The following is a 17,521-nucleotide window of genomic DNA, read 5'->3' on the forward strand; positions in this document are numbered from 1 at the left end:
CCGTCGTTGCTCAACAACGGGGTAGCGGCTCAACAACGTGATAACCGGCAACTGACGGACGCCCCGGGCTATGGCAGCCTTAGAATCTCCCCGAGGTCGTAGTCAGCTGGCTCCTCCAGTTGCGAGTAGGTGCAGCTCTCCGGAGTCCGGTCCGGACGCCATCGACGAAATTGGGTGGTGTGCCGGAACCGGTCGCCTTCCATGTAGTCATAGGCAACCTCGATGACGAGCTCAGGCCGAAGGGGAACAAAGGTGAAGTCCTTGCCGGCGCTCCACCTGCTCTGCGCGCTCGGCATTCGGGAACCTGTAGCTGCGGCATCTCCTTGATCGGCCCATTGCCCCCAAGGATGTTCGCTGAACTCCGTCTGGTATGGCTCAAGTTCGGCCACCAGGCTTTCGCGCTTGGCCATGGGGAATGAGGCCACCACCCCCACGTGCTGCAGCTGACCGGCGTCGTTATACAGCCCAAGCAGCATCGACCCCACAACCTTTCCCGTTTTATGCCAGCGGAATCCAGCCACCACGCAGTCCGCGGTGCGTTCATGCTTGGTTTTGAACATGACACGCTTATTCGGCTGGTACGTCCCCTCGAGCGGTTTGGAAAGTATGCCGTCGAGCCCAGCACCTTCCAGCTGCACGAACCACTCCTGTGCTTGGTCGAGTTCCGTCACCGCCGGCGTTACGTACACAGGCGCCTCAGCTTTGGCCAGCGCCTTCTCCAAGGCGGCCCGACGCTCGGAAAACGGCTTGCCCATGAGGTTCTCGTCTCCCAGCGCGAGGATGTCGAATCCGATGAAGGAGGACGGGGTGCTCCCGGCAAGCATCCGTACACGGCTATCTGCGGGGTGGATGCGCTGCTGAAGGCCTTCGAAGTCGAGCCTGTTCCCAGCTATGAGGACGATTTCGCCGTCGATCACGCATTTGTCCGGAAGATTCTTCTGGAGGGCTTCCACCAGCTCAGGGAAATACCGTGTCATGGGACGTTCGTTGCGGCTGCCCAGGATGATCTCATCCCCGTCTTTGAAAACGATCGTCCTGAACCCGTCCCACTTTGGCTCAAAATGGCCCACATCAGGGATCGAAGGAACGGACTTGGCAAGCATGGGCGAAATGGGCGGCATCACTGGGAGGTCCATACGACTATGTTCTACCTGCCGCCCGCGGCTGAAGCTAGTCTTGGGCCATGGATATCTTGGCCGTTCTAGTGGCAGTGCTGGCAGCACCTGCCCTCGTTGCGGCCCTATGGTTCTGGGTCTCCCGCCAGAACAGCAAGGGGAAAGTACGGCGCGGCGCCACGGGCGGGGTGCTGGGTGTGGCGGACGAAATTTTCCGACCCGAGACCCATTACGCACACCAGGTCCAAAGGATCCAGCACGAGCTGCCAGCCCCGGCTCCGGCCCCGGAGCCTAAGTCCTAACGGACCTTCACGCTGGAAGGCGTCCCGCCCGTTACATTAATGTGACTTTAGTATGGCGCTCATGTACGGTCTAAGAGCGACCCGTATCTCCGCTGGGCCGCTTCCGGGTTGACGCCGAGCTCTGCCGCAAACCGGGATCCGCCAGACTCGCGGCAGAGACGGGGGACCCAGAGTTCCCGGGCCTGATTTTCCATAGGCCCTTGGGGTGAAGCCGCCATGTGCGGCCGGACGGCCTCGTCCGAACCCGACAGCTAACCTCGCAGGCGTTGAGAGGCAACCACCATGTCCCCAACCATGGATCAGCCGCGCCGCGCCCAAATAGCGCGCGAGCGTACCCAGCCAACCGGACGCCGTCGGGCCCAACCCAGCGGATCCTCCACCAGCGCGCCAGCAGAAGGTTTAGAAGGCACGACGCCGGAACCCGCCACTGCTTCCACTCCCACCCCTGTGGCACCCACCACGCGCGCGGCCGCTCGCGCGGCAGAGCGTGCACGGGCAGCCCAGGCAGTTATTTCAACTGAGACAGCTCCCGCTGAAACTGCTCCAACAGAAACAGCACCGGTGGACTCTGCTCCGGCGGATTCTGCTCCGGCGGGTTCTGCTCCCCTGGAGCAGGCAACTGCTGCGATTCCAACTGTTCAGGCGCCCGAACCGGTCGCGTCCGAACCGCCTGCGAATCCCGAGCCGGCCACCGCTGCGATCCCGATCGTTCAGGCGGCCACGCCCGCTGCTGCACCCACCCCCGCCGCGCCGGAACCGGAACCCGCCACCGCTGCCATCCCGGTCGTTCAGTCAAAGAGCCCTGCCGCTGCATCCACCCCCGCCGCGCCGGAACCGGAACCCGCCACCGCTGCGATCCCGATCGTTCAGGCAAAGAGCCCTGCCCAGCTCGCCGCGGCCGCGACCGCCGCTGCTGGTCTCGCAAGCCGGAAAGCCCTTCGCGCCCAGGAAACCGAGAGCGGTACGGCCCATAAACTGGCACCCGCTGCCGAAACTCCAGCAGGCGCCCCTACCTTCGGAGCTTCATCCGTGGGCGGGTCATCACGGGGTGGGTCGTCCTTCAGCCACGAACCACACTCCGTGCTCACCAAGGCGGCCTCGGTCAAAACGATGGGCCAGCGCATGGCAGTTGTGGCTGGAGCCTTGGGCTTGGTATTGACTGTTGGCACCATGAGCCAGGCCTTCGAGCTCCCCTTCTTCGGGCAGGAAACGCCGACGAAGGAAGCCAGTGACGCAAAGACGGGTGGCGACAGCAGGCAGTCAACTTCGGCCGCCCCTGCACCCAGCTCGTCCACCTCCGCCGCGTCCGCTTCGTCGGCCACCAGCGAGGCCGGACTGCCGGCAACTGTTGCAACGCAGTCGTCAGAAGAGGCACCCGCTCAGTCGCCGTCGTCCCTTCCGACTCCGCAGGTTTCACTTGCGGATCCTGTTTGGGTTCCTTCGGCAGTCCCGTCGGCTGTGGTTCCTGTGCCGGGCGTGACCACTCCTGTCCCAACCCAGCCGGCCCCAAGCCCGGTCCCGTCGGACACGGTTACCACCCCACCGGCCACGACCACCCCGACTCCAACGGGGACGCCGGCGCCCACTCCAACACAGACTCCGGCGCCAAAGCCAAAGCCGACCGGCAGCCCCAGCACCACCACACCGTCCACTGATTCACCCTTGGACCTGGACTCCGTACTTGACGGCGCCACAGGGATCTTGAAATGAGCACGCGGCTTCCCAGGACCAGCGCGCACGTCGGATGGCACGGCCGGTACTGCAGCAGCAGCCGCACTGCCACGTTCCGCAGTCGGATGGGCCGCTGGAGCTGCCAGCGGTTGCGCCGAGCCTAAGGACTCACGGCACCAGGAATCACGCGATAGGAATAGCAGCAACAAGATGGGGCAGGCACCTACCAGGGTGTCTGCCCCTTGTGCTCCCTTCCGCACCTGATCCGGGGCCTAGATCCGGGGCCGCGAGGCCCACCTCTGGGCCTTCAGTGCGGCGTGCAACTCGAGCCTGATCCCACCGCTCAACGGATCAGCTCCGATGAGCTGGCGGATGCGGCCGAGGCGGTTGTAGATGCTGCTCCTGTGCAGATGAAGTTTCGCGGCAACGTCCTGCACTGAGCTGTCGTTGTCATAGAGCAGTTCCAACACGGGCAGGAGTTCGCCGTTCTTATCCTGGTCCTCCAAAGTCCTGAAATGAACGGAGCCCGTATCATCCCAGCCGCCCGGCGCCTGAAGACGATCAAAGAGTTGATAAACGCCCACCGCCCGACTCTCCACCAGTTCCCCGAGGGGCGGATCCACGGCGGCGGCCTGTGCTGCCACTTTCGATTGCCTGTAGGCGCCTGCCAGTTGCCGGATAACCTGGAACGGCTCACTGATGCCCAGGATCACCCGGTCCACTTTGCGGCCCGCACGCTTTGCGAGCTCCAATTGATAGTGCACCAGGACCTGGGCGTGATCCGCCCTGCCACCGGATTCGCGGAACAGGACAACGGAATGCGTCTCCGTCCCGGCGCTGAACAGCGCGGCGTTGACACCAATGGTGGACTGCAGCGCTGCTGTTCGGTGCGTTAGCGTCGCGGCGATGGGGTCGACGTCGGTTCCGCCGCCGTCCGCGTCCAGGATGGTCACCAGTTGCCACGGACCGCGGCCTTGGATCTCCTTCCAACCGGCCACCGCTGCCACTGCGTTCGACTCGCCAGTGCAGGCCGCCAGAAACTCCTGCTCCCGCCTCCTGCGAAACTCTGACTCGGCCGTGTTGGAATCGAGCAGCAAACCAGCCAACAGGTCCAGTTCGTCACGCACGCCGGGCAATTCGGCGAGTATCGCCGTCGCGGTTTGCTCCTCAAGGTCCTGCTGCACCCATAAGTAGCCAACCCGAAAACCGCGCACCAACAGTGGGACGCAAACGCGCCCGAGCATGCCTAGCTCGTCGTTCGCCGGAACAACAACCGGGCGCACCGCCGTCGCGATGCCGTGGGAGAGCTGCCAAGCACTGACATCGCTCGGCACCCGTTTGCTCAACAGGAAGTTCACGCGGACGCGGTCGGCGTGGGATTGGTTGGAACTGTAGGCGAGGAGGACGCCGTCGAGGTCCTCCAGGGACAACCCCCTGCCAAGCTTGAGCGCCACTCGTTCAACGATCTCCTCGACGTCCTGCTGCATCCAGAAAGCGTACCAACACAAGGCGACACCTGACGCTCCAGCTCTCGACAAATGTCGAGCTTGATTTGAGCTGTTCCTTGAATTTACGGGGTTTTCACTTGCGCCGAGCTGGGAGGTCCATGTCGCCTGCCTCACAGCCGGATTTATTCTGGAATCACAGCCCGCAGCAAATATCCGGCCGAAAAGCCGCTAACGATGGAGCCAGCAAATGATCATCGGCGTCCCCAAAGAAATCAAGAACAACGAGTTCCGCGTAGCCATCACGGCCGCAGGTGTCCACGAGTTCCGCACTCACGGACACACCGTTCTGGTTGAGCGGGGCGCGGGCCTGGGCTCGGGAATCACGGACGAGGAATACTCGATCGCGGGCGCCGAAATCGTTGCCGACGCGGACGACGTCTGGGGCCGGGCCGACATGGTCATGAAGGTCAAGGAACCCATCAAGGCCGAGTACCACCGCTTCCGCAAGGGCCTCATCCTCTTCACATACCTGCACCTCGCCGCAGAGCCCGAACTCACCGCCGAGCTCATCAACTCCGGCGTCACGGCCATCGCCTACGAGACGGTCCAGGAAGGACGCACCCTCCCGCTGCTCGCCCCGATGTCCGAGGTCGCGGGCCGCCTGTCCGTGGTGGTCGGCGCTTCCTCGCTGATGGCTCCGGCTGGCGGCAAGGGCATCCTCCTCGGCGGTGTGCCGGGTGTCCGTCCCGCCAAAGTTGTTGTCCTCGGTGCCGGTGTTGCCGGAACCAACGCTGCCGCCATGGCGCTGGGCCTCGGTGCTGATGTCACCATCATGGACATCAACATCAACCGCCTGCGGGAACTCGACGCTCTTTACCAGGGCCGCTTGAAGACCGTGGCATCCAACGCCTACGAGATCGAGAAGTCAGTTGTCGACGCAGATCTCGTGATCGGCTCCGTCCTGATCCCGGGCGCCAAGGCTCCCAAGCTGGTCACCAACGAACTCGTGTCCCGAATGAAGCCGGGTTCGGTTCTGGTGGACATCGCCGTGGACCAGGGTGGCTGCTTCGAGGACACACACCCCACCACCCACCAGGAACCGACGTACAAGGTCCACAACTCGATCTTCTACTGCGTTGCCAACATGCCTGGCGCTGTTCCGAACACGTCCACGTACGCACTGACCAACGTCACCCTGCGCTACGCCGTGGCACTGGCCAACCTGGGCGTCAAGGCCGCATTCGACCGCGACCCCGCCCTCGCCGCAGGCCTCAATATCGCTGCAGGCCACGTGGCACACCACTCGGTGTCGGAGGCGCACAACCTGCCCCTCGTCGCCGACTGGCACAGCGTGGTTACCGCGTAGGCTTTGCCCTTGCGGCGGTGACAAGTCGCTGGCCCGCTATCCCGTTGCTGCCCAGCAACGGGATAGCGGGCTTTGCACGTGTTGGGGCGGCAAACCCGTGCTGGGGCGGGCAGACCCGTGCCTAGCCGTTGCCGGGGGTAACTGGTTCCTCAGGGACAACGTGGGTGGGTACCGGCACGGGGATATCCGATTGCCGAAGGGTCGGCGGGGTTAAATTAGGCGCCTCGATGCCCGGCGGCGTGATGGGTGCTGCGGGAGTCGGGATGCTGATGTTTCCGGGCTGGCCATTCCCGGGGATCTTGGGTGTTTCGGGCGTTCCCCCGTTGGGAGCCTTGGGCGAATTGGAGTGTCCGGACGCGCCATTGGTGCCGCCTTGTGGCTCCTGGCTTGGGTAGGCGCCATTTCCCGAAGTGCCACTGCCGGCAGGATTGCGGCCGGACGGGTATGGGGTGGCCGGAGTCACAGTGCGGCCTCGCTCCTGATCGGAGGGGGAACCAGGATTCTGCCGCGATCCATTGCCTGATCCCGGCGTGAGCTGCGAAACTACTGAACCGATTGTCGAGCCCAGATGTTGGAAAGCGCCAGGGATGCCACCCTCGGAGGCGGCCGCGGCTGTAGCACCGCCTGCCAATGACACTGCCACAGCGAGCCCGGCGATCGCGGTGCGGCGCTTACGACGACGGCGGGCCGCGAGTTCGTCACTAGAGGTCAGGTCAGTGGATCCTTGGACCGAGGTAAGTACCGCCGTCGGTGCACCTGCCACGGTGGAGGCGAGCTCCGCCGTCGTGCTTCTGCTGCCGGCAGCCAGGTCAGTGATCATCAGCGCACGGACGGCCGCAGAGGGCGGCGGAGCGGTGCTGGCGAGGGAGCGCAGTTCAAGAAGTTCGGCACGGATGTCGCGGGCATCGTCGAGTCCGGAATCGGCCAACAGGCGGTCAATTGCCTGCTCGCCCGTATAACCCTCGGTGCGAGCCGTCCGCCGTCCGGCCGGGGTGCTGTCTTCACTCATGGTGTGCCATTCCTTCGTAGTGCACTTTTCCTTAGTGCACTCAATGCCCTGCGCTGCAGTTGTTTTATTGCCCCTTGGGACTTGCCCATGATGGCCGCCGTTTCTTCCACGGAGAGGTCAGCCACCACCCTCAATGCCAGGACTTCGCGATGATCTGCAGCGAGGTCCTCCAGAAGTTCCGTGACACCCAGGCTGCCGCGGCCAAAGGCCTGCTCCTCCGCCGAGGGCGCCCTCCGCGCATCCAGCTCAGCCTCATACGGAGCTGAATCCGGGGTCCGTTCACGCTTGCGATAATGGTCCACCATGCGCGCGTGGGCGATCGAGAAAAGCAGGGTCCTGGCGCCCTGGAGACCGCCCTGCAGGTTCGCCAGCTTCGGATACAGGGCAAGGAAGACGTCCTGCGTCACGGCTTCGGGATCATCCACGCCGCGGGCGCGGAGGTAGCCGAAGACGGGTCCAGAGAACTGGTTGTAGGCATCAGTGAAGAGCAGAGCGGGATCGTCATCGTCCGTCTGCACATATTCATCAGCTAATGGGTTTAGCACCCGTGGATGCCTCCATCCCGCGCAGCGCAGCGGCCTCTCTGGAGCACCCTCCCCGGTTGTTTCCCGGGCTCAGGACATCCGTTGCCACTGCCGTCTGTTACGTACGCCACCGTCCGTAAAGTGGTGGGGCTCCCCGTACTAAACGAAGGAGCCCCACCCTTAAACCGTAACCGCTGAGTGCTTAGCGGACCGAATCGAGGCCTGCACCGGGAGCGGCAGGAACATCGGTGGGCACCTGCGTCGGCAGCGCGGGGGCGGTCGGTGCTGCAGGGACAGCCGGGACAGCGGGGACAGCAGGGGCACCGTCCGTTCCCGGTACGGCCGGGACAGCAGGAACGGCCGGCACCTTGGCTGCAACGGAAGCGTCAGCGTCAGCGGAACCGTCAGCCTTGAGACCGGCAGCCTTGCCGGCGTCGACTACGGCCTGGCAGTGCGATTCAACGTTGGCTTCGCCGCCTGCGGCCACAACCAGGGACTTGAAACCGGGGACCTTGGTGTCAGCCTTGAGTCCGCCATTGATGAAGGCAGTGCAGAGACCGAAAGCTTCAGGCGTTGCAGCGACGGCGTCTTCGGCCTTGGACTTCGCAGCGTCAACAGCGTCCGTTGCCTTGTCTTCGCCAGCCTTGGCAGCGTCAGTTGCCTTGGCCTGTGCGGTCTCGACGGCGTCAGTCGCCTTGGTCTGCCCGGCTTCGGCTGCGTCTGCTGCCTTCGTGGCGAGGGGCGCAGGAGCACCGACGAGGTCGTGGGCGCTCTGCTGGATTTCGGTGGGAAGCGCGCCATTGAAGGCAGCGACACCGGTTCCGCCAGCAGCTACAGCTCCGGCAGCCAGGACGCCGGCGGCGACTTTGCTAGTGGCAAGGACAGTGAACAAGGACATAAAAGCCTCCGACAAACGATGTGGGGATTGCCCCGGCAGCGTTTGGGTCGCTGCCGGATGATCATCGTGCGGACGTGGCCCGCACACCCTCTACATCGTTCCGGAAGCGGTTGAGGTTACGCCTTCCTCAAGAATTTTTTCGGCGCCGCAATGGAGGTGCTGGTTTTCCACATCCGATAGTTCTCCCCATGGCAGCTTCATCGGGCAGGCGATTATGCTCATGGGATGCCCGGCGCAGCACTTCATGCCCGTCGGCGATCGACACGCCACGGCGTACAGGGGGAGCGTTATGGGACAGGGACTGGTTGGCGCCGACGTCGAAGACCTGCGGCGACTATCGGCCGTCATGGATTCCGAAGCAGAGAAGATCAGCAATCTTCAGCGGCAGCTCAGCACGATGATCCAGAACGGCCATTACTGGCGGGGAAACGATGCCGAGCAATTCCGTAGCCAATGGAACAGCGACCTCCATGGAAGGCTCGCAGCAGCAGCACTGTGCTTGAAGACCAACGCGCGCACCCTTCGCCTCAACGCGGAGCAGCAGGAACAGGCGTCCCTTGGTCTCCCCGGGGGCGGGGGTGGTTCAGGTATTTCAGGTGCTTCAGAGGGCAAGGACCCGTCTGGCCTGCCCGGTTTCACCATGAGCCCCCGGACCTATGGGCCCATCACTGTCCAGGGCAGCGGAACCGTCGGCACTGAGGGCACGTCAGAGGCCCACGTATCGGTTGGTCCTGATGGAATCAGCATTGACGCCTCGGGGAAGGTCTCATCCGGCGCTCGAGTAACGTTCACCGCCGAGGGGGAACGGGGACCTGCCAAAACCACCGTAACCAACGAGACGTTCGCCGGGTGGCGCGCCGACGGCAAGTTTGACGGAAAAATTCCCATTGGCTTCGGCCCGGCACACCTTGAAGCAAACGGTGAAGCGTTCGTGGGCGTGGAGAACATCACCACTGCGAAGAGCGACTTCTTCGATGGCTGGATCAACAACACCGTCACTACCAGGGTCATGACTGGTGCGGAAGCAAGCGCCCACATCACCGGACAAAGCCCGTTCCTCTTCTCCCCCGGCGGCGAAGCTTTTGCGGGCCAGAAAATGACCGTCGGCAACGAGACAGAAATCGCCGGCGGCCTGTTCGGATTCGGGCAGGGCACGGAAATCCGTGGCGGCGCCTGGGCAAGCGCTGGAGAAAGCGAAATCAACGTCAACAAAACCGGTGATGTGACGGGTGCAGGCGCCAGTGCAGGTGTCGGCGCCGAACTGACCGCATCCCAGTACGTGGAAGTCCTCGGCCAAAAACTCGCGACGTCGGAAACAGTTGCCGCCGGTGCGGGCGAGGGACACTTCTTCAACGCTTCCCTGGACGAGGACGGACTCACCTTGGGCGTTGGTGCCAAGATCACGGCGGAGTTGGGACTTGGCGCTGGCGTGCAGGTCACGCTCAGTCCGTCCGCATTTGTGGATTCCGTCACCGGCTTTGTCGATTTTCTCAACAAATAAGCATTCCCGTTCCCTGAACTTCCCTAAAACAGCGCCGGAAGGGCTCTCACGATGACCGCACAGCAAGTTTTCCCGTCAAAGGCATTCCCCGCCTACCCCACTATCCGCGTCAACCCGCCGGCAGGTTGGACGGAGCAGGTGGTCCCCGACGCCGTGGGTGCGCTGATGGGACCCGCCTCCGAGGGCGGCTACACGCCGAATGTGGTGATTTCCGTATCCCGCCGCCTGCCTGGCTACCAACTGCAGGACATCGCTGCTTCCGTGGACGCCTTCCTGGCTGACTTGCCTGACGCCGTACTTCTGGGGACCGAGCCGGTGGCCATCAATGGCCGCCCATGGCATGTCCGGGAGGCCCGTTATACGCACCCGCAAGCCGGCTCCCTGGCACAATTCACGGCGGTGACGGTGTTCCACCACGAAGTAGCCGCCGACGTCGTGCAGTTGACCGGTAGCTGCCAGCCGCTTGAGGGAGACCAGGACCTGAAAGCAATCTATTCCTTGGTGGCGAGTGCGGACGTGACTGCCGGGCCTGCCTGAGCAGGTCCGGTTTAGGAACTCAGGGCACGCGCCTGTTCGATCAGCTTCAGCACTTCCACCGAGTCAGCCGGATCCACTGGTGCGGGACGTGCGGATGCCGCACCGCCGTCGTCGATCTTTTCGGCGAGGAGGCGATAGAACTCCGGGTAGGCCCCGCGCTCGGTGGTGATGGTTCGGCGCTGGCCGTCCGACTCAAGGGTCCCGTAATTTTCGGCAGGTTCGACGCCGTACTCCGCGTCCGTCGGCAATCCACCGCCCAGAACAAAGGGCTCCTGCGGATCGGTGCCGAACTTTACAAATCCACCCTTCGTTCCCAGCACACGGAAACGTGGTCCGTGGAGGTGGCTGTTGAGGTTCAGGGTCAGGTGGCTGACGACGCCGGATTGGTGCTGGAGCACGATGAAGACGTCATCGTCGGCCTTCTCCTGCGGACGTCGTGCAATGATCTCCGCATAGGTGACGTACGCGGGGCCGAAGAACTGGACGGCCAAGTCCAGTACGTGTGCACCAAGGTCGAACAGCACCCCACCGCCGTCCTCGGCAGTAGCGCTTGCCTTCCACGCTTTGGCGATCTCCGGCGCCCAGCGCTCCATCCCCGCTTCAAACCTGGTCACGGTACCCAGCGTCCCGGCGTCGAGCAGTTTCTTCAGGGTGAGCGCGTCCCCGTCCCAGCGGCGGTTTTGGTAGACAGTGAGGACGCGGCCCGCTCGCGCGGCGAGTTGGATCAGTTCCTCACCTTGCGCACTGTGCACAACAAACGGCTTATCGACGACGACGTCGAGCCCGGCTTCCAGCGCGGCTTTCGCAAGCGGATAGTGGGTCGCTGGCGGTGTGCCGAGGATGATGAGGTCCAATTCGTCGGCCAGCGCCAGGATGTCCGCCGGCGTGTTGACTACCTTTGCCTGCGGGTAGCGTTCAGCCGCACTTGCCTGCCTTTGAGCGTCGGATGTAGCAATGACGGCAAGGTCATACGAAGGGTTGCTTGCAATGAAGGGCGCATGGAACACGCGGCCCGATAACCCAAAACCTGCGATGGCGGTACGGATCGGCCTGGAAGTCATGCCCCAAGGCTAATTCAGTAAGTGTCCCGCCGGTGCGCTGTTCCCAGGATCAGGATGTGAGAGAACGTTCGGGAAAAGACCTCAGGATGTGAGAGAGGATGGCACGGCAAAGGCCGGGACCTCCCAAACCATTTACAGGTTCAGAGGAAGATCCCGGCCTTCGTGTGTTTCAAGCTTTACTGCAGAGCGTTACTTCTTGGCGCCCTTTACCCAGCCGAGAGTGGTCCAGTCCGGAACGTTGGACAGGCTCTTGAACAGTGACGGGCCGTAGTTGGCCAGACCCGTGCGCACAAACTGGATCTCCGGGCCGTTGAGGACGGTGCCCATGGAGAAGTACTTCTCCATGTGCTTCTTCTCTACGTCCATGGCCGCCTTGTTGCGCTCCTTGTCATCTGCGATGGTTGCCAGGCGCTTGATCTCGGCATCCAGCTCAGCGTCGCCCAGGCCGTTCTCGTTGGTGGTGGAGTCGTAGAACTGCTTTACGGCGTCGGTAGCGTCTGCGCCCACGGTGTAACCGGAGATGGTTACGTCGAACTCGCGGCCACCAATGACCTTGCCGAAGTCGGCGTCTCCGCGCTGATCGATGGCAACATCCATTCCCGCAGCCTGGAGCTGCTTCTGCAGCGTCTGCGAGGTTGCGGCCGTGGTGGGGTCGTCGCCGAAGTTGGTGATCTTGAAGGAAACAGGAACACCGTCCTTCGCCATGATGCCCTTATCGTTCGGGGCGTAGCCGGCATCGGTCAGCACCTTCTTGGCAGCCTCAGCGCCGGTGTCCTTCACGGGGTAGTTGTCCTGGTAGTACTCGGAGAACGGCATGAGCATCATGGAACCCGAGCTCTCTTCGGACCAGTTCAAGCCGTTGAAGCGGACATCGCGGATGGCCTTGCGGTCCACTGCGGTGAAGATTGCCTTGCGTACGGCCACATCGGTAAGGGCCGGGCGCTTGGCGTTCAGGTTGAGGCCACCTGCGAACAGGCGCTGGCCGCGGCGGATATCGGAATCCTTGGTACCTTCGAGCTGCTTGTACCGGCCAAGGGTACGGCCGTTGGCTGCGTCGATTTCACCATTCTTGAAGGCGGCAATCGTGGCGCTCGGCTCCATCTGGCGCCAAACCACCTTGTCAAGGACCGGCTTCTGTCCCCACCACTTGTCGTTGGGCACCATAGTCACCGTTTTTGCGGTGGTGTCGTAGTTTTCAATCTTGAACGGGCCGGCCATCCACTCGGGGTGCATGTTGCCTGCGAAGCCCGTGTTGAAAATTTCAGGCGTGTTGATTGCCGGGTGGATCAGGCCGAAGAAAAGGCCCTCCAGGGGGAAGACCGGCTGGGTGGTGGTAACAATGACTTCTTTGTCGTTGGCGCCGGCCTTTACCGAGTCCACGAAAGCGTAAGCGCCGGCGGAAACGATGTCGATGGACTTATCGTCGCCCTTCAGCATCTTCCACGTGTTTTCGAAGGTCTTGACGTCGATCGGCGTTCCGTCGTTCCAGGTCGCCTTGTCATTGACCTTGATGGTGATGGTCTGCTTCCCATCCTTGACTTCGCTCTTGACGTCTTCGCAGAAGTCCTTGTTGGGCTCTGCTTTGCCGTCGAAGTCCAGCTTCCAGCAGCCGCCGATGCCGCCGCTGTTGATGGAGGCCGTATTAACCGGAGTCATCAGCGCAGAGTTGTCTGCGCTGTTGCCCACATTGGAGAAGCCGTTAAAGTCCGGGCCAATGCTGCCTATGGCAAGGGTGACAGTGCCGCCCTGCTCCAGGTCCTTGGTTTCCTTGGCATTAACGCTAATGAGCTTGCTGATGTCACCGCCAGCTTCTTCGGCCTTCTGGGAGGCCGGACCCGACGGCGTTCCCCCGCCGCAAGCGGTCAGCAGCAGTGCCGCTGCAACTGCCACGCCGCCGATCGTCGTGTACTTCTTCATGGTTTGCCCTTCATGTTTTACGACTGGAATTCTTTACGAATTGAATACAGGGTTCAATCAATGAGTCATTTGTCGTCAGGCATGCACCACCAGCATGTCGGCATCTATTTCCCCGTCCGGGAAGAAGCATGCAAACTCCTGTTGACCTTCTGAAGCAAGTGGCGGCTCCAGAGTAAGGCACTTCTCCTGCTTGGCGGCAGGTAGTGCGGCGAATACGGGGCAACGCGTTGCGAAATTGCAACCCTTCGGCGCGTCAAGCGGGCTGGGCAGGTCGCCCTGCAGAATGATCCGTTCACGCGTGCGTTCCAGATTGGGATCGGGTACCGGGATCGCAGAGAGCAGGGCCCTGGTGTAGGGATGCCGCGGATTGTCGAACACTTCGTCCACATCGCCGGTCTCCACGATCTTGCCTAGGTACATCACAGCCACGCGGTCCGAGATGTGGCGGACCACGGAGAGATCATGGGCAACCATGAGGTAGCTCAGGCCCAGCTCGGCGCGAAGTTGGTCAAGCAGGTTGATGACACCAGCCTGGACCGAAACATCCAAAGCGGAGACTGGCTCATCCAGCACCACCAGTTTCGGATTCACTGCGAGCGCCCGCGCAATGCCGATGCGCTGGCGCTGCCCCCCGGAGAACTGGTTGGGGAAACGGTTCACGTGGTCCGCCTGCAGGCCCACGAGCCGCATGAGTTCCATGATGCGCTTCCGGACGGCGGCCCTTGGCATGCCGAGGTTTTCCAGCGGCTCAGCCAGGACCTCGTACACCGTGAAGCGCGGATCCAGCGCACCCGTGGGGTCCTGGAACACCATCTGCATTTCCTTGCGCATGGCCATTTTGGTCTTGGAGTCGGTGGCCACCTTATTGCTGACGCCGCCAATGACCACTTCGCCCACTTGGTCCGGGTGGAACTCCATGATCTCCAGCAGTGTGGTGGTCTTGCCGCAGCCGGACTCGCCCACGATTGAGAGGCATTCACCTTCACGGATGTCGAAGCTGAGGCCGTCAACGGCTTTCACTGTGCCGATGCGGCGCTTGATGAGCGCGCCCTTGAGCAGTGGGAAGTGTTTCTTGACGTCCTTGAGCTCAAGGACCTTCTCGCGCTCAAGCCGCGCAACGCCGTCGAACTTTGAAACGGGCTTGGCCGGCGCCTGGAAAATCGCGTGGGCATTAGCTTCGCCGGAGAGTTCGTCCGTTTTGATGCAGGCAGCCCTGTGGCCTTCGGAGCCTGGCACCGAAACGGGTTCGGGCTCACCGTGCAGGCAGGCATCGCTGGCGAGCGGGCAGCGCGGTGCGAAGGAGCAGCCGGTTACGGGCAGTGCCAGGTTGGGCGGCGTGCCTTCGATCGGAACCAGTGACTGTTTATTGGCAGTGTCGACGCGTGGCACGGCGCCGAGGAGACCCATGCTGTACGGCATGCGGGGGTTGTAATAGATGTCCTCCACGGTCCCGGTTTCCACCGGCTTGCCTGCGTACATGACCATGATGTCGTCCGCCATGCCCGCTACGACGCCGAGGTCGTGCGTAATCATGACGACGGCGGCCCCGGTCTCCTCTTGCGCGGTGTGAAGGACTTCCAACACCTGCGCCTGGATGGTGACGTCCAGCGCCGTCGTCGGTTCATCCGCGATGAGGACCCGCGGATCGTTGGCAATCGCAATGGCGATCATCACGCGCTGGCGCATGCCCCCGGAGAATTCGTGCGGGAATGCCTTCAGCCGGTCCTTGGGGCTCGGGATGCCCACCATCCGCAGAAGTTCGACGGCGCGGGCTTCTTTAGCCTGTTTGCTCATGGTGGGGTTGTGGACGGTGAGGGCCTCGATGATCTGGTTCCCCACGGTGTAGACGGGGGTCAGCGACGACAGCGGGTCCTGGAACACCATGGCGATATCGCTGCCACGGTGCTTGCACATCGCTTTGTCGCTGAGGCCGAGGAGTTCCTTGCCCTTGTAACGCACGGAGCCGGAGACGTCCGCGGTCTCGGGGAGGAGTCCCATGATGGCCATGGACGTCACAGACTTTCCCGAGCCCGATTCGCCCACGATGCCCAGGGTTTTTCCGGGCATGAGGTCGAAGTCCACACCTCGCACGGCGTGGACAACGCCGTTTTCAGAATTGAAGCGGACGTTGAGGTCCCGGACGCTCAGGACGGCGTCGCCGGGTGCGTAGAGGCCGGCGTCACGAAGACGCTCCGCGGGCGTGTGGGAGATGTTGGTGCTCATTTGATCGTCTTCTTTGCGGTCTTGGTCTTCGCGCGGCCGATGGAACTTGAGCTGGGATCGAAGGCGTCGCGGAGGCCGTCGTTCATCATGGCCAGCGAACCGGTCAGGAGGAACATGACGGTCAGCGGAACCCAGAACATCCACGGGAACGAGGACACCTGGCCGGTGGCTTGGCCGATGAGGACTCCCAGGCTGACGTCGGGGAGCTTGATGCCGATGCCGATGAAGGAGAACGCCACTTCGGCCAGCACTGCCCCGGTGATACCGCGGGTGAAATCGAGGACCAGGAGTGAGCCGATGTTCGGAACGAGGTGACGCCACACGATTTTTCGGGAGGGAACACCCATATACTTGGCGGCTTTGACGTAGTCCCGCTGCATGAGTGACATCGACAAAGAACGCACCAGTCGGGCGGTGCCCATCCAGCTGAAGAACAGCAAAACAATGATCAGCAGGAGCCAACTGGGAAGGTTCTTCAGTCCGCCGCCCCCACTGGTGGCCACTGCGACCACCAGAATCGCCGGCATCATGATGAGGGCTTCAAGAATGAACAACATCACGGCGTCCACTTTGCCGCCGAAGAACGCCATGGTGCAGCCGTAGACGGCGGAAATCAGGACAGACACGCCGCCCACGATCAGGCCGATGAAGATCGAGATCCGCGTGCCTTCAACGATGAGCGCCATGAGGTCGATACCTGCTTGGGACGTGCCCAGGAAGTGATCGGGTGACGGTCCCATTCCGATGTTGAGGGGATCAATCGTGTCCTTGTCCCAGAGTGTCAGGAACCCGCCGAACAGGGAGAAGAGGAACAGCGCCAGGAAGATGAACAAACCGGCGACGGCGGTACGGTTCCGCATGAAACGACGGAAGATAATGCGGGACTTCCCAATCACGACGTCCTGGTCGGCAGCCCTTGACTCGTCGATTTCCGCAATGGGATCAATGATGTTCGTCATTACTGGACCCTCACTCGTGGATCCACCAGCGTCGTCGCGAAGTCGGCAAGGATGGCGCCGATCGCGAAGATCACCGACCCGTAGGCCAGTGTGGCCGTGGCGACGTTGACGTCTTGAAGCCCGATTGACTGGATACTCCACAGGCCAATGCCGGGCCAGGCGAAGATCGACTCGGCAAAGAAGCCGCCGGTGAAGATCGCGGGGATGGTGAAGGCGATGCTCTGTGCCACGGGAATGAAGGACACCCGCAGGGCATGCCTGCGGATGGCTTGGTTGCGGGTAAGTCCTTTTGCCCTGGCGGTGCGGACGAAGTCGGCATTCACGTTGTCCAGGAGATACTGCCTCTGGGCGATCTGGTAACCGGCCCAACCGAAGATGGTCATTGCGAAGGTGGGCACGGCGTAGTGGGCAACGAGGTCAACGAAAGCCGGCCAGCCCGGCTCGATCCCCGGCGTCGAGATGCCCGTGACGAAAAAGATGCGCTGGCCTACGGTTTCGTTGACGCTGATGGCGCCCAACTGGACCAGGAAGTAGGCGATCGGCGCTGGAAGGATGTGCACCAGGTAGCTGTAGGACGTGATGACGCGGTCCTGGTACTTGTATTGCCGCGCCGCTGAATAAACGCCGAGCGCGACGCCGATGATCAGCGTCAGGATGATGGAGGCGATAAACAGCCTGGTTGAAACAAGTACCCGGTCAGCGAATTCGGCGTTGACGAATGCCCCGTTTGGGCTGCGGCCCCAATCCCAGCGGGTGATGATGCCGCCGAGCCAACCAATGTAGCGTTCCCAAGGAGTGGCGTCAGGGTCCAGGCCGAGTCCACGGAAAGAGGCGGCTACTTGTTCCGGGGTTGGCCGGGGGATCTTCTCCTGTTCCAGGACCGCCGGTTTGAGCGTTGATACTGCCAGGAAATAGCCCGCGCTCGTGGTCAGGAAGATCATGATCAGGTAGATGCCCGACCGCTTTGTCAGATATTTCAGCATGTCGGGC

The 17,521-nt window shown here is 62.5% G+C and carries 15 protein-coding genes and 1 riboswitch; of the genes, 5 read left to right on the forward strand and 10 right to left on the reverse strand.

Features of this window, described 5'->3' with window-relative positions; translation table 11 throughout:
- Positions 1-68 precede the first annotated feature (68 nt).
- Positions 69-1,136: an ATP-dependent DNA ligase gene (locus tag ACFX4T_RS14275; protein WP_377652447.1), complete on the reverse strand. Its 1,068-nt coding sequence runs from the start codon at positions 1,134-1,136 to the stop codon at positions 69-71.
- 47 nt (positions 1,137-1,183) lie between these two features.
- Between ACFX4T_RS14275 and ACFX4T_RS14280 the strand changes: the two genes are divergently transcribed.
- Both ACFX4T_RS14280 and ACFX4T_RS14285 read left to right on the forward strand, forming a co-directional pair.
- The gene (locus ACFX4T_RS14280; protein ID WP_377652448.1) at positions 1,184-1,417 is read left to right on the forward strand and encodes a hypothetical protein; all 234 of its coding nucleotides are present in this window, start codon (positions 1,184-1,186) and stop codon (positions 1,415-1,417) included.
- A 129-nt stretch (positions 1,418-1,546) separates the two neighbouring features.
- A riboswitch (cyclic di-AMP (ydaO/yuaA leader) is annotated at positions 1,547-1,697 on the forward strand.
- 2 nt (positions 1,698-1,699) lie between these two features.
- Positions 1,700-3,127, forward strand: coding sequence for a hypothetical protein (locus tag ACFX4T_RS14285; RefSeq protein ID WP_377652449.1), 1,428 nt, complete (start codon positions 1,700-1,702; stop codon positions 3,125-3,127).
- A gap of 233 nt (positions 3,128-3,360) precedes the next feature.
- Here ACFX4T_RS14285 and ACFX4T_RS14290 read toward each other — a convergent pair whose 3' ends face one another.
- Positions 3,361-4,575, reverse strand: coding sequence for a PucR family transcriptional regulator (locus ACFX4T_RS14290; RefSeq protein WP_377652450.1), 1,215 nt, complete (start codon positions 4,573-4,575; stop codon positions 3,361-3,363).
- A gap of 208 nt (positions 4,576-4,783) precedes the next feature.
- Between ACFX4T_RS14290 and ald the strand changes: the two genes are divergently transcribed.
- Positions 4,784-5,902: an alanine dehydrogenase gene (gene ald, locus ACFX4T_RS14295; protein WP_216926266.1), complete on the forward strand. Its 1,119-nt coding sequence runs from the start codon at positions 4,784-4,786 to the stop codon at positions 5,900-5,902.
- Between the two features lie 121 nt (positions 5,903-6,023).
- Here ald and ACFX4T_RS14300 read toward each other — a convergent pair whose 3' ends face one another.
- The 3 genes from ACFX4T_RS14300 to ACFX4T_RS14310 all read right to left on the reverse strand — a co-directional run bounded on the left by ACFX4T_RS14300 (position 6,024) and on the right by ACFX4T_RS14310 (position 8,333).
- Positions 6,024-6,911 carry a hypothetical protein gene (locus tag ACFX4T_RS14300; protein WP_223947231.1) on the reverse strand — a complete coding sequence of 296 codons (888 nt, stop codon included), beginning with the start codon at positions 6,909-6,911 and terminating at the stop codon, positions 6,024-6,026.
- The gene (locus tag ACFX4T_RS14305) at positions 6,908-7,456 is read right to left on the reverse strand and encodes an RNA polymerase sigma factor (protein ID WP_223947232.1); all 549 of its coding nucleotides are present in this window, start codon (positions 7,454-7,456) and stop codon (positions 6,908-6,910) included. The genes ACFX4T_RS14300 and ACFX4T_RS14305 overlap by 4 nt, the downstream gene beginning before the upstream one ends.
- A 181-nt stretch (positions 7,457-7,637) precedes the next feature.
- Positions 7,638-8,333 (reverse strand): hypothetical protein, encoded by a 696-nt coding sequence (locus tag ACFX4T_RS14310; RefSeq protein ID WP_377652451.1) that lies wholly within the window; start codon positions 8,331-8,333, stop codon positions 7,638-7,640.
- A 289-nt stretch (positions 8,334-8,622) separates the two neighbouring features.
- Here ACFX4T_RS14310 and ACFX4T_RS14315 point away from each other — a divergent pair, with 289 nt between their 5' ends.
- Together ACFX4T_RS14315 and ACFX4T_RS14320 are read left to right on the forward strand one after the other, a co-directional pair.
- On the forward strand, positions 8,623-9,834 hold the full coding sequence (locus tag ACFX4T_RS14315) for a WXG100 family type VII secretion target (protein WP_223947234.1): 1,212 nt from the start codon (positions 8,623-8,625) through the stop codon (positions 9,832-9,834).
- 51 nt (positions 9,835-9,885) lie between these two features.
- A complete protein-coding gene (locus tag ACFX4T_RS14320) occupies positions 9,886-10,371 on the forward strand; it encodes a hypothetical protein (protein ID WP_223947235.1) in 486 nt (161 codons plus the stop codon).
- Between the two features lie 11 nt (positions 10,372-10,382).
- On the opposite strand, the gene ACFX4T_RS14325 is transcribed toward ACFX4T_RS14320, so the two are convergent.
- The 5 genes from ACFX4T_RS14325 to ACFX4T_RS14345 all read right to left on the reverse strand — a co-directional run bounded on the left by ACFX4T_RS14325 (position 10,383) and on the right by ACFX4T_RS14345 (position 17,514).
- Entirely contained in the window at positions 10,383-11,432 is a 1,050-nt protein-coding gene (locus ACFX4T_RS14325; protein WP_377652452.1) for a Gfo/Idh/MocA family oxidoreductase, read from the reverse strand.
- Between the two features lie 189 nt (positions 11,433-11,621).
- Entirely contained in the window at positions 11,622-13,349 is a 1,728-nt protein-coding gene (locus tag ACFX4T_RS14330) for an ABC transporter family substrate-binding protein (protein WP_216926259.1), read from the reverse strand.
- A gap of 75 nt (positions 13,350-13,424) precedes the next feature.
- Positions 13,425-15,572 carry a dipeptide ABC transporter ATP-binding protein gene (locus tag ACFX4T_RS14335; RefSeq protein ID WP_377652453.1) on the reverse strand — a complete coding sequence of 716 codons (2,148 nt, stop codon included), beginning with the start codon at positions 15,570-15,572 and terminating at the stop codon, positions 13,425-13,427.
- Positions 15,569-16,531, reverse strand: coding sequence for an ABC transporter permease (locus ACFX4T_RS14340; RefSeq protein ID WP_377652454.1), 963 nt, complete (start codon positions 16,529-16,531; stop codon positions 15,569-15,571). The genes ACFX4T_RS14335 and ACFX4T_RS14340 overlap by 4 nt, the downstream gene beginning before the upstream one ends.
- A complete protein-coding gene (locus ACFX4T_RS14345) occupies positions 16,531-17,514 on the reverse strand; it encodes an ABC transporter permease (RefSeq protein ID WP_377652455.1) in 984 nt (327 codons plus the stop codon). The genes ACFX4T_RS14340 and ACFX4T_RS14345 overlap by 1 nt, the downstream gene beginning before the upstream one ends.
- Positions 17,515-17,521: the final 7 nt, after the last annotated feature.

Origin of the sequence: Paenarthrobacter sp. YIM B13468 (genome assembly GCF_042788025.1) — a bacterium.
In the GTDB taxonomy this organism is placed as follows: domain Bacteria; phylum Actinomycetota; class Actinomycetes; order Actinomycetales; family Micrococcaceae; genus Arthrobacter; species Arthrobacter aromaticivorans.